Here is a 13091-nt window from a genome sequence, read left to right on the forward strand (position 1 = left end):
AAGTCGGGTGGAGACACTCGACTTTTTTTTTGATACTGTTAAACTAATTAAGAATGGAGGGAGATCAATGGATAATTATAGCTATCCCTTAGATGATGACTGGAGTACTGAAGAAATGGTGACAGTTGTCCAATTTTTAAATTTAGTTGAAAAAGCATATGAAGAAGGAATCCAAACTGACACGTTTCTAGCTGGCTACAAGGACTTCAAAACTGTTGTAAAAAGTATTGGTGAAGAAAAACGAATCGGTCGAAGCTTTGAACAAACAAGTGGCTATTCTTTGTACCAATCAGTTAAAACAGCTAAAAATACACAGCAAAAGCGATTTAAAATGTAGAGGAGAAGTTTGTATGGAAAATGAAATTATTCAGTGGATTTATCAAGCAGCAGAAAAGATTAAAGCGGCTTTAAATGATGAATTAGTAATTGATGAAAAAAATGGACGCACTGACTTAGTGACAAATGTCGATAAAGAAACCCAAGATTTTTTGGTAGATAAAATAAGAACCTATGATCCTGATGCACATATCTTAGGTGAAGAGAACGGTCAAGATCAGACCGATATTTCTAATGGTCGTGTTTTTGTGATTGACCCGATTGATGGAACGATGAACTTTGTTTTACAAAAAGAGAATTTTTGTATTATGATTGCGGTTTTTGAAGAGGGCATCGGGCAATTAGGATTTATTTATGATGTAATGCGAGATGATTTGTTTTGGGGTGGTCCTAAGCTCGGTAAAGTTTTCCATAACCGAAAAGAATTGCCTAAACCGGCTAATACAAAATTAGCAGATGGACTAATCGGTATGGGCGTATCTCTAGTAACAGGTGAAAATAAATTCCATACGAAAGAAATCGGCCGAGAAGCAATGGGTGTGAGAATCTTAGGCTGTGCGGGCTTAGATTTTATTGCAATCTTAAAAGGCACTCAAAACGGCTATATTAGTCGTTTAAGTCCCTGGGATTACGCGGCTGGAATCGTCATGATGCAACAGTTTGATATGGCGTTTAGTGGGTTCCAGGATCAACCATTAAGCTTTAACGGTCGAGAATTTTTTAAAGGCGGCACACAGGCAGTGATGTCAGAAATAACAGAATATGATATTTAAAACTTAAGTAAAAGATATTTTCTGAAAAAATGAAAATCTTTTACTAACATTTTAACTGCTTATCTGCTATAATCAACAACTGTGCAAGTCTTGTGTTATGAGAAAAGGAGCAAAAAAATTGAAATACAGAAATGATATCCGCAACGTAGCAATTATTGCCCACGTTGACCATGGTAAAACAACCCTAGTTGATGAAATGTTAAAACAATCCGATACTTTAGATAGTCATGTCCGCTTACAAGAACGTGCAATGGATTCTAATGCGTTGGAACAAGAACGCGGCATTACTATTTTAGCTAAAAATACTGCAGTAAACTACCAAGATTATAAAATCAATATTATGGACACACCTGGACACGCGGACTTCGGTGGCGAAGTTGAGCGAATCATGAAAATGGTTGATGGTGTTGTCTTAGTAGTGGATGCTTATGAAGGAACAATGCCTCAAACTCGTTTTGTGTTGAAAAAAGCGTTGGAACAACATTTGATTCCAATCGTAGTAGTAAATAAAATTGACAAACCTTCAGCTCGTCCAGCAGAAGTTGTCGATGAAGTGTTAGAATTATTTATCGAATTAGGCGCAGATGAAGACCAATTAGAATTCCCAGTAATTTATGCTTCTGCTATCAATGGAACATCTAGCCTATCTGATGATCCTGCTGAACAAGAGCATACAATGAAACCTATTTTTGACACAATTGTAGAAAAAATTCCAGCACCCGTTGATAATTCCGATGAACCTTTACAATTCCAAGTATCTTTACTTGATTATAATGATTATGTTGGACGTATCGGAATCGGACGGATTTTCCGTGGGAAAATTAAAGTCGGCGATCAAGTATCTGTATTGAAACTTGATGGTTCAGTTAAAAACTTTCGTGTAACGAAAATCTTTGGTTTCTTCGGTTTACAACGTTTAGAAGTGGATGAAGCAAAAGCTGGCGATTTAATTGCTGTTTCTGGAATGGAAGATATTTTCGTTGGTGAAACTGTTACACCCGTTGATCAACAAGATGCTTTACCGATCTTACACATTGATGAACCAACATTACAAATGACATTCTTAGTAAATAATTCTCCTTTTGCTGGCCGTGAAGGTAAATTTGTGACTTCTCGTAAAATTGAAGAACGTCTAATGTCAGAACTTCACACCGATGTTTCATTAAAAGTGGAACAAACGGATTCACCAGATGCTTGGACGGTTTCTGGTCGTGGCGAATTGCATTTGTCAATTTTAATTGAAAACATGCGTCGCGAAGGCTATGAATTACAAGTTTCTCGTCCCGAAGTAATTGAAAAAATGATTGATGGTGTAAAATGCGAACCATTTGAACGGGTTCAAATTGATACGCCTGAAGAATACATGGGTTCAGTTATTGAAGCTTTAGGTCAACGTAAAGCTGAAATGCAAGACATGATTCACTCAGGAAATGGTCAAGTGCGTTTAATTTTCTTAGCTCCAGCTCGTGGATTATTAGGATTTACAACAGAATTCTTATCAATGACACGTGGTTATGGTATTATGTCTCATACGTTCGATCAATATTTACCAATGATTCAAGCTATCATCGGCGGACGTCGTAATGGTGCTTTGGTTTCGGTTGATACTGGTAAAGCGACAACTTATTCAATTATGAGTGTTGAAGAACGTGGAACGGTCTTTGTTGAACCTGGTACAGATGTTTATGAAGGCATGATTGTCGGCGAAAATAGTCGTGACAAAGATTTAGGCGTAAATATTATTAAAGCAAAACAAATGACTAACGTACGATCTGCTAACAAAGATCAAACATCAGTAATTAAACGTCCAAAAATTCTTACTTTAGAAGAATCATTAGAATTTTTAGGCGATGATGAATATTGTGAAGTAACTCCTGAAAGTATTCGTTTGAGAAAACAAATTCTAAACAAAGCTGAACGGGAGAAAGCCGCTAAAAAGAAAAAGAATCTTGAAGCTGTTTAATATGTAAATGTTGAAAACCAAAATCCTTGAGATTTTGGTTTTTTTTGTGAAATTATTTATTATTAGAGAATGTGAAGAAATCATGAAAACTATTTGAATAATTATCGTTTAAATATTATCCTTTACCTGTAAGCGTTTCAAAAATTTAAAGAAAGTAGGATGTTTATGAAAAAAAGTAAACTATTTAAAAGTCTCTTTACTTTTTCAGCAGTTTTTGGATTTGGGATTGCTGGTCTCTCTCAAGTAAGTGAAGGAGCTGAGGTTCCAGTCCAGATGTTGGGTATCAATGACTTTCACGGAGCATTAAGCACTACAGGAAGTTATTATGGTCCCAATGAAAAAGTTAGCGGTGCAGGAACAGCTTCACTTTTAGCAGGATATTTTAATGAAGCGACTAAATCAGATGCTGCGGTTTATCGTGTTCAAGCCGGTGACATGGTTGGCGCTAGCCCAGCTAATTCAGGTTTGCTGCAAGATCAACCAACAATGCGTGTATTAAATCAAATGAAATTTGATGTGGGTACTTTAGGAAATCATGAATTTGATGAAGGCTTAGCAGAATTTAATCGAATTTTATTAGGAAATCCTCCGGGAAAAGATGATCATTTTTACGATATCGTTGATAAATATAATTCTGAAATTGGTCAAGAAGCGTTGAAGGGGAATTTTGATTTAGCTATTGCTAATGTAAAAGATAAAATGACAGGAGCTAACCCATTTGGCTGGGAAGACTATGTGATTGAAGAAAAGCAAGTTGGCGGTGAAACAGTAAAAGTTGGTTTTATTGGTGTAGTAACGACTGAAATTCCTAATTTAGTATTGGCTGCTCATCATAAAGATTATAATTTTACTGATCCAGCGGAAGCGATCGTCAATAGTTCTAAAAAATTACGTGATCAGGGCGTCAATGCGATTGTTGTATTAGGACACACTCCTTCAGTTCAAGATGGAAGTACAGCAACTGGTGAAACTGCTAATATTATTAACACAGTTAATCAATTGGATCCAACTAATAGTGTGGATGCCTACTTTGCAGGTCATAACCATGTGTACACAAACGGTGTGGTCGGTAAAACTCGTGTGGTTCAATCAACATCACAAGGCAAAGGTTTTATTAATTTAAATGGGACTTATGATACTGAAAAAATGGATTTTATTGCTACACCGGATGCTGAAGTAAAAGCGGTAGCTCCTGGTGGTGCAACTGCTGATGCTGAAGTTCAAAAAATTGTGGATGATGCTTCTGAAAGAGTCAAAGCGGTAACTGATACATCTATTGGTAAAGCAAACAACGGAGATGACATTTCCCGAACGGTGAATGAGTTTGGTGAATCAGCAGTTGGTAATTTAATTACCGATGGTCAGGTTTATATGGCTAAAAAAGCTAATATTGATGCTGATTTTGCTTTAACAAATAATGGTGGAATTCGTGACGATTTAAAAGTTCAAGATGATGGCACAATTACTTGGGGAGCCGCACAAGCCGTTCAACCTTTTGGTAATATTATGCAGGTGGTTGAAATGACCGGTGCGCAAATAAGAACAGTGTTAAATCAACAAACTTTTAGCTATAACAAAGAAACGCAGCAATATTCTGGCTACTTCTTGCAAGGTTCTGGTTTGAAATATACTTTCTCAGACAACCAAGATGCAGCAACAAAAACTGAATATCCTTATGTGGTTAATAGTCTAACCAAAACAGATGGGACACCAATTGAAGATAATACAACTTACAAATTAATTATCAATGATTTCTTATATGGTGGTGGTGATGGATTTACAGAATTTACCAATGCAAAATTAATTAGCGCAATTGATCCTGATACTGAAACTTTCATTGGTTATATTGAAGATTTGACAGCAAACGGGCAAACTATCGCTGCTGCCATTGAAGGTAGAAAAACTTACGGGGATTTGCAAAATCAAGACGTTTATCGTGTTTATAATCCAAATTCTGGCGAACATTTTTACACTCTTAGTGAAGGCGAGAAAAATGGTCTAGTTCAAGCTGGCTGGACTGATGAAGGTACTGGTTGGCAAGCGCCGCAACAAGGAGACGAAGTTTATCGTGTCTATAATCCAAATGCTGGTGATCATCATTACACTAAAGATGCTGGTGAAAGAGATTATTTAGTTAAACAAGGTTGGGTTAATGAAGGTGTAAGTTTCCGATCTGGTGGACAAAAATCAATTTATCGTTTGTACAATAAAAATGCTGTTGCTGGAGCCCATCATTATACTTTAAGCCAAGCAGAAAATGATTGGTTAGTAACTGCTGGTTGGAAAGCAGAAGGTATTGGTTTTAACGGATATTAAGAGTAAGGAGCTGATTTTTTATCAGCTCTTTTTTTATAGTAAAAGCAAAATTTTCATTAATAACTATAACTAATGTTTCATATTTGAGATTGTTTCACAATTAAAAACTGATTTAATAACAATTTTTTTAAATTCTCTATTTCTAAAAAAATCTAACTTGTGTAAAACTTAAAGCCGAACATTTAGAGAGAAAAAAAGATTCCTTAAACTTTTTTTCCTCCTTTTAAATTTTTTCTATGCTATAATAATAAAACTAAGATAGGAGGGAAGCAAAATGGAACAAATTTCTTCTAAATATGCGGTTGAATTGCTTTTAGAGGATGCTAATCGCATCAAATTACTGATTCGCAATCAACACAATAGTTTATGTATTTCACAGTGTAAAGCTTTTGAAGAAGTCGTGGATACTCAAATGTATGGCTTCTCCAGACAGGTTTTGTATGCTGAAAAAATTGGCGTATTAAAACGTGGTGAAGGTCAGAAAATGTTAAGCGCTCTCGAAGCTGACCTCAATCAATTGTATACAGATTTGTATGAAAATCGCAGTCAAGATAGTCTTGAATCTAGCTGGGAGGCTTAATCTTTGCCAAAGTTACGAAAGCGTCATTTTTTAGATTATAGTATTTTAATTCCTTACTTAGTCCTTAGTATTATTGGACTGATTTTTGTTTATAGTTCAACATCTTATAACTTAATTACCGATAATTTAAATCCTGCTAGTTCAGTGATTAACCAAGGTGCATTTTGGGTATTTAGTTTAATCATCATCAGCTTAATGTATAAGATGAAGACCGATGTGATAAAAAATCAGAATCTAATTATTACCTTAACTCTGGTTATCTTCGGCCTTTTGATTATAGTCTTGTTCGTTGGACAAGAAGTAAATGGGGCCAAAGGATGGATTAGCATTGGTCCTTTTAATATGCAACCAGCTGAATACTTAAAAATATTAGTTATTTGGTATTTGGCTTATATATTGTCTAAACGACAAGAAAGCATTCAACAAAACTTTTTTATTGATATGCGTCAGCCGATGGTTTTAGTTGCTTTAATGGTTTTTCTTGTAGCGATTCAACCAGATGTTGGTAATGCAGCAATCATTACACTGTTAGCTATCATTTTATTACTAGCAAGTGGTATTAATTGGTTTTACACAGCAATTTTTGGTGGTGTAACCGTAATTGGTAGTGTTGCTGTAATTGAGTTTTTAAGCCGCTTCGGAAAAACTATTTTGCCTGAACGTATTCAATATATTGGTAGTCGGTTTGAAGTCTTTAGAAACCCTTTTGTGGATGAACTAGGAGACGGTCACCAATTGGTCAATGGTTATTACGCCATGTTTAATGGTGGTTGGTTTGGCCGAGGATTAGGTAATAGTATTGAAAAAAGAGGTTTTTTAAGTGAAGCTCATACTGATTTCATTTTTTCTATTGTGGTAGAAGAAGTTGGATTAATTGGTGGCCTAATTATTTTAGGTTTGCTTCTTTTTATGATTGTGCGAATTTTGTTGGTTGGAATTCGCTCAAAAAAGCCATTCAATTCATTAATTTGTATTGGGATTGGCAGTTTATTTATAATCCAAGTCTTTATTAATCTTGGTGGGATTTTGGGTATTATTCCTTTGACTGGTATTACATTTCCTTTTTTAAGTCAAGGTGGAAATAGTTTGCTTGTCTTATCTGTAGGGGTCGGCTTTGCATTAAACATTAGTGCAGATGAACGGCGTACGCAGTTAGCAATCGAATATGATTATTTAAAAAGTTAGGAGTGAAGTTAATGAAAAAAGTTTTGGTGGCAAATAGAGGTGAAATCGCTACTCGGGTATTTCGTGCTTGTAGCGAACTAAATATTAAAACAATTGGGATCTTTGCTGAAGAGGATGCTTATTCTGTTCATCGTTTTAAAGCAGATGAAGCCTTCTTAGTTGGTAAAGGAAAAAAACCAATTGATGCCTATTTAGACATTGAAGATATTATTCGTGTCGCTAAAGAAGCCAAAGCTGATGCCATTCATCCGGGATATGGTTTTTTATCAGAGAATTTAACCTTTGCACAACGTTGTGAGGAAGAAGGAATCATTTTTGTGGGACCTTCGACACATCATTTAGATATATTCGGAGATAAAATTAAAGCTAAAACGGCAGCAGTAGAAGCAGGAATTCCGTCAATTCCTGGTTCTGATGGGCCGATTAATACGGTAGAAGATGTCTTGTTATTTGCTGAAACAAATGGGTATCCAATTATGATAAAAGCAGCATTAGGCGGCGGCGGTCGTGGAATGCGTGTGGCTCATGATGAAAAAGAGGCAAGAGAAGGCTATGACCGTGCAAAAAGTGAAGCTAAAGCTGCTTTTGGTAGCGATGAAGTCTACGTGGAAAAATATGTTGCAAATCCTAAACATATCGAAGTGCAAATTTTAGGAGACAGACATGGCAATGTTGTTCATTTATTTGAACGTGACTGTTCAGTGCAACGACGTCATCAGAAAGTTGTAGAGGTAGCCCCATGTATGTCCCTTTCAGATATGCAAAGAGAAAAAATCTGTCAGGCTGCTGTACAATTAATGAAGCACGTTGGCTATGTGAATGCAGGAACAGTTGAATTCTTAGTTGAGGGAGATAATTTTTATTTCATCGAAGTGAATCCACGCGTTCAAGTAGAACATACAATTACCGAGTTAATTACTGGTATTGACATTGTAACTTCACAATTAATGATTGCTCAAGGAAAGGATATCCATCAAGAAATTGGGATTCCTACACAAGAAAATATTACTTTCAGTGGTTCAGCGATTCAGTGCCGGATTACAACTGAAGACCCATTGAATGACTTTATGCCGGATACAGGTAAGATTGATACTTATCGTTCACCAGGTGGTTTTGGTGTACGTTTGGATGTCGGTAATGCCTATGCGGGTGCAGAAGTTTCACCATATTTTGACTCATTATTAGTTAAAGTTTGTACACATGCATTAACTTTTGATCAAACCATTCAAAAAATGCAACGATGCTTACGAGAGTTTAGGATTCGTGGTGTAAAAACTAATATTTCATTTATGCAAAATGTTATTAGTCATCCGGTTTTCCAAAGTGGCAATGCTAAAACAACATTTATTGATAACACACCAGAACTATTTGAATTTTCTAGGATTCGTGATCGTGGGAACAAAACGATGCGCTACATCTCTCAGATTACTGTCAATGGATTTCCTGGAATTGAAAAACAAGAAAAACGATTTTATGAAAAACCACGTTTACCTAAACATTTAGAAAAACGTGAAATTATTACTGCAAAAAATATTTTAGATACAAGAGGTGCCGATGCAGTTAATGATTGGATTAAACAACAAAACAATGTCTTGTTAACTGATACTACGTTCCGTGATGCTCATCAAAGTTTATTAGCAACTCGTGTGCGCACGACTGATATTTTTAAAATTGCTGAAAAAACTAGTGAAGCAATTCCAGAACTATTTTCTAGTGAAATGTGGGGCGGAGCGACTTTTGACGTTGCCTATCGCTTCTTAAGTGAAGATCCTTGGAAACGTCTAAAATTATTACGTAAAGCGATGCCTAACACTCTATTACAAATGCTTTTCCGTGGATCAAATGCCGTGGGTTATTCTAATTATCCCGATAATGTCATTGAAGGATTTATTAAAGAAGCAGCTGAACGAGGTATTGATGTATTTAGAATTTTTGATAGCTTAAACTGGATTCCACAAATGGAAAAAAGTATTCAAGCAGTAAGAGATACTGGAAAAATTGCTGAAACAGCTATTTGCTATACAGGTGATATTTTAGATGACAACCGTGCAAAATATAATGTTGAATATTATACAAACATGGCGAAAGAACTAGAAAAGCTGGGTGCTCATATTATTGCGATTAAGGATATGGCTGGCTTACTAAAACCGCAAGCAGCTTATCGCTTGGTTTCCGAACTAAAAGCGGCAGTTGATTTGCCAATCCATCTGCATACGCATGATACTGCTGGAAATGGGATTATTACCTTATCTGCAGCAACCAAAGCTGGGGCAGATATTGTGGATGTTGCAGCTAGTGCCATGAGTGGTGCAACCAGTCAACCAAGCATTAGTAGTTTATTTTATGCTTTACAAAATGGTGATCGTGCACCAGAAATTAGCATCAATAATGTCGCACAATTGGATCATTATTGGGAAGATGTGCGCCCTTATTACGAAAGTTTTGAAAATGGGATAAAAGCAGCGCAAACTGAAGTCTATATGCATGAAATGCCTGGTGGACAATATTCTAACTTACAGCAGCAAGCCAAAGCAGTTGGTTTAGGTGAGCAATGGGATGAAATTAAAGAAGTCTATCGTAAAGTAAATCTAATGTTTGGAGACATTGTCAAAGTAACTCCTTCTTCAAAAGTTGTTGGAGATATGGCATTATTCATGGTGCAAAATAATTTATCAGAAGAAGATATTTATGAAAAAGGGGACGAACTAAGCTTCCCTGATTCTGTTATTAGCTTCTTCCAAGGAGAATTAGGTCAACCTGTCGGTGGATTCCCAGAAAAATTACAAAAAGTGATTTTACAAGGTCGCCCAGCGCTGTCTGTTCGTCCAGGATCTTTAGCTGAACCGATTAATTTTGAAAAAGTCAAAGCAGAATTACAAGAACTGGTTGGTTTCGAACCAAATCACCGAGATATACTGAGTTATTTAATGTATCCTCAAGTATATTTAGATTACCAAAAGTCTTATGCTAATTTTGGTGATGTGACCCTATTGGATACTCCAACGTTCTTTAATGGTATGAGAATTGGTGAAACGGTTAATGTCCAAATTGAAAAAGGTAAAACCTTGATTATTCGACTTGACTCGATTGGTGAACCTGATATCGAAGGTAACCGGACCCTGTTCTTTAATTTAAATGGTCAAAGAAGAGAAATTGTAATCAAAGATCAATCAATCAAAAGTGCTGTACAAGCTAAGAGAAAAGCTGAACCAACCAATCGAGAACATATTGGTGCTACAATGTCTGGGTCGGTCTTAAATGTATTAGTTAAAAAAGGTGATTTAGTTAAAAAAGGGCAACCACTTTTAGTAACTGAAGCGATGAAGATGGAGACCTCAATCGATGCACGTTTTGATGGAGAAATCAGTCATTTATACGTCACTGAAGGTGAAAGTATTGCTTCTGGTGATCTGTTAATAGAAGTAAAAGAAAAATAGGAGGATTAGAACTTGAAAAGAGTAATTGGTTTTGTCGCAATTTTTTTGCTAGTTATTATTGGCTATTATGTGCAACCAATTCTCTTTCCAAGATCCTCGGTAAATATACCGGTTCAACCAACGGAAAGTAGCGTGAGTCATCAACCTCTAAAACATACCGTAGTGGAGTCTGATGGCTTCGCTAATTATATTGGCGGTAGCTTAGAAAGTTTTGAAGCGGTTTATGGTTTACCAAATTCGGTGGAAAACAGTGGATTTTTCTTTGAAATTCGAACCTATTCGGTAGAGTCTGGTATTTTAGAAGTAAATATTGAAGAAAATAAAATTACTGCAATTAAGGTTTTGGGAAATCAAATTGACAGTGGTGATTTTTCTTTTGGGAAAACGATTCGAAAACTAGCTAGTCAGTACAATTTGTCTGCCGACTTTTCTTTAGATTTTGATGAAGAACCTGTCATGCTAGAATTAAGTGAAGATGATATGCGTCACCGACCTTTGATTGCATTTAATAATGATTCTTTTGCTATGGTCTTCTTCAATGGTACTTCAGAAAAATTGATAGGAACCGTTTATATGGACAAGGAAACACTTTTGAGGTTTATGCCCTACAAAATAAATAGCGGAAATCCTTTATCCAGTAGAATGCAAGAGTCAAATCTTGACTGGAGTATGATCAATCAGCAGAGACAACAACGAACTATACAGTCAGTTAATGCTTATCGTCTTTTAATTGATCAACCAGTTTATACTAATGGCAATAATGAAAATAGTCAAAGGATGATAGTTGCTTTTTTAAATCAGCCACAAAATTATTTGAGTACGGCAAGACAAGAGGCTTGGGATATCGAACAAAGTGCCTATATTGGTAATCTTCATTTTGAATTGACTGAAAAAGAATTAAAAGAGTTAGCGGAAGATCAAAAAACAGATTTTGAAAGAGCACTGTATTACTCACCTGAGATTGATCCAACTTTTACTTTACTCTATTGGTTGAGCCAAACCCATTTAACGCATTTATTTGATCAAGCTGATCCGGGGAAATTGAATATTGCCTTTTCTCAAGAAAGTGTGCTAATCTTAATTCAACAACCTAGTACGGAGGATAGTCAATAACATGATTATAAATGATAGTTTATTTGCTCTGGAAGATTCTAATGAAGCTTTAATTGATGCGATATTAAATAGCTCAACTTATCAAAACTACTTTTCCTGCAAAGAATCTATGGATCAATCACCTGAAGTAGAAAATTTAAGAAGCAGCTTTAACAAAGAAAAAGATAAACTTGAGCAAATTTCCGCATATGGAAAGTATGCGCCTGATTATAAAGAACAACAACGGACTTTACGAAAGAGTAAACGTACGTTAGACTTAAACCAACAGGTTGCTGAATACCGCTTGGCTGAGAATGATTTTCAAGCATTGTTAGATGAAATAAGTCAACGTTTAGCGGCCGCAATCTCCAATGAAATCAAAGTTGATGCGGGAAATCCGTTTTTTGAAACTGGAAAAATTGGTTGTAAGGGGAATTGTCATGGATAAACCAGAGTTTGAAATACAAAAAAGAAGAGGCATTATTGTGTGGGTCTATTCTTTGAAACAATTAAAAACGTTAAAGCGTTTTGGCTTAGTACATTATGTTTCAAAAAAAATGAAATATGTTGTCCTATATGTAAATGAAGAAATGGTAGCTGAAGTTGAAGCAAAACTTAATGCTTTACATTTTGTTCGTGGCGTTGAACCATCCTATCGTCCCGATGTGGAGATGAACTTTGCTGATCGCATTGGAACAAAAGCTGCTTATCAGGTAAAAGAAGAAGAAGAACTGGATGTTGTAGAAGCCAATACACAAATTCGTTTAGCTGAAACTGTTTAAGAAAAGTAGGGTGAAAAGTGTGTGATATAATCATTCATTTTTCACTTTTTTTATTGGAAAGGATGTCTGAAATGCGAGTAGTTGCCGGAGAATTTGGCGGTCGAAAATTGAAAACTTTAAGTGGTAGTCAAACTAGACCCACGACAGATAAAGTCAAGGGAGCAATTTTTAACATGATTGGCCCATATTTTGATGGAGGAAAAGCACTGGATTTATTTTCAGGCAGTGGTTCGTTAGGAATTGAAGCCGTTTCTCGTGGCATGGAAAAAGCTTATTTGGTTGAAAAAAATGGTAAGGCAATGTCAATTGTTAAAGAAAATGTTGCCATGACTAAAGCTGATTCTGCTTTTAAGCTATTAAAAATGCCAGCTAAATTAGCGTTGGAACAATTCAAGACTGATCAAATTAAATTTGATTTAGTTCTACTAGATCCACCTTATGCGCAACAAGAAATTGAAGAGCAATTAAAATTCTTAGTCACAGAAGGGTTATTAAGTGACAAAGCAACAATTGTTTGCGAAACTGATAAAAATGTTGAATTGGCAGCAGATATACTAAATTTAAAATTTAGAAAACGCCAAGTCTATGGCATTTCTGCAGTGACTATTTATGATTGGGAGGACTAGA

General features: G+C 35.8%; 11 protein-coding genes. All 11 read left to right on the forward strand.

Annotated elements, in window-relative coordinates; all coding sequences use genetic code 11:
- Positions 1–67 precede the first annotated feature (67 nt).
- The gene (locus tag ACVWNY_RS06300; protein WP_218325328.1) at positions 68–337 is read left to right on the forward strand and encodes a UPF0223 family protein; all 270 of its coding nucleotides are present in this window, start codon (positions 68–70) and stop codon (positions 335–337) included.
- A 13-nt stretch (positions 338–350) separates the two neighbouring features.
- Positions 351–1109 (forward strand): inositol monophosphatase family protein, encoded by a 759-nt coding sequence (locus ACVWNY_RS06305; RefSeq protein ID WP_218325327.1) that lies wholly within the window; start codon positions 351–353, stop codon positions 1107–1109.
- Positions 1110–1227: 118 nt separating this feature from the next.
- The gene (gene typA, locus ACVWNY_RS06310; protein ID WP_218325326.1) at positions 1228–3072 is read left to right on the forward strand and encodes a translational GTPase TypA; all 1845 of its coding nucleotides are present in this window, start codon (positions 1228–1230) and stop codon (positions 3070–3072) included.
- Between the two features lie 165 nt (positions 3073–3237).
- Positions 3238–5388, forward strand: coding sequence for a 5'-nucleotidase C-terminal domain-containing protein (locus ACVWNY_RS06315; protein ID WP_218325325.1), 2151 nt, complete (start codon positions 3238–3240; stop codon positions 5386–5388).
- Between the two features lie 274 nt (positions 5389–5662).
- On the forward strand, positions 5663–5968 hold the full coding sequence (locus ACVWNY_RS06320) for a DUF1507 family protein (RefSeq protein ID WP_218325324.1): 306 nt from the start codon (positions 5663–5665) through the stop codon (positions 5966–5968).
- 3 nt (positions 5969–5971) lie between these two features.
- Positions 5972–7153 carry an FtsW/RodA/SpoVE family cell cycle protein gene (locus ACVWNY_RS06325; protein WP_218325323.1) on the forward strand — a complete coding sequence of 394 codons (1182 nt, stop codon included), beginning with the start codon at positions 5972–5974 and terminating at the stop codon, positions 7151–7153.
- 11 nt (positions 7154–7164) lie between these two features.
- The gene (locus tag ACVWNY_RS06330; protein ID WP_218325322.1) at positions 7165–10590 is read left to right on the forward strand and encodes a pyruvate carboxylase; all 3426 of its coding nucleotides are present in this window, start codon (positions 7165–7167) and stop codon (positions 10588–10590) included.
- A 12-nt stretch (positions 10591–10602) separates the two neighbouring features.
- Complete coding sequence (locus ACVWNY_RS06335; RefSeq protein ID WP_454071838.1) at positions 10603–11703, forward strand: CAP-associated domain-containing protein; 1101 nt, start codon at positions 10603–10605, stop codon at positions 11701–11703.
- 1 nt (position 11704) lies between these two features.
- A complete protein-coding gene (locus ACVWNY_RS06340; RefSeq protein ID WP_218325320.1) occupies positions 11705–12130 on the forward strand; it encodes a YlbF/YmcA family competence regulator in 426 nt (141 codons plus the stop codon).
- Entirely contained in the window at positions 12123–12464 is a 342-nt protein-coding gene (locus ACVWNY_RS06345) for a YlbG family protein (RefSeq protein ID WP_218325319.1), read from the forward strand. The genes ACVWNY_RS06340 and ACVWNY_RS06345 overlap by 8 nt, the downstream gene beginning before the upstream one ends.
- 71 nt (positions 12465–12535) lie before the next feature.
- Positions 12536–13090 (forward strand): 16S rRNA (guanine(966)-N(2))-methyltransferase RsmD, encoded by a 555-nt coding sequence (gene rsmD, locus ACVWNY_RS06350; protein ID WP_218325454.1) that lies wholly within the window; start codon positions 12536–12538, stop codon positions 13088–13090.
- Position 13091: the final 1 nt, after the last annotated feature.

This window comes from Enterococcus sp. JNUCC 77 (genome assembly GCF_054819945.1).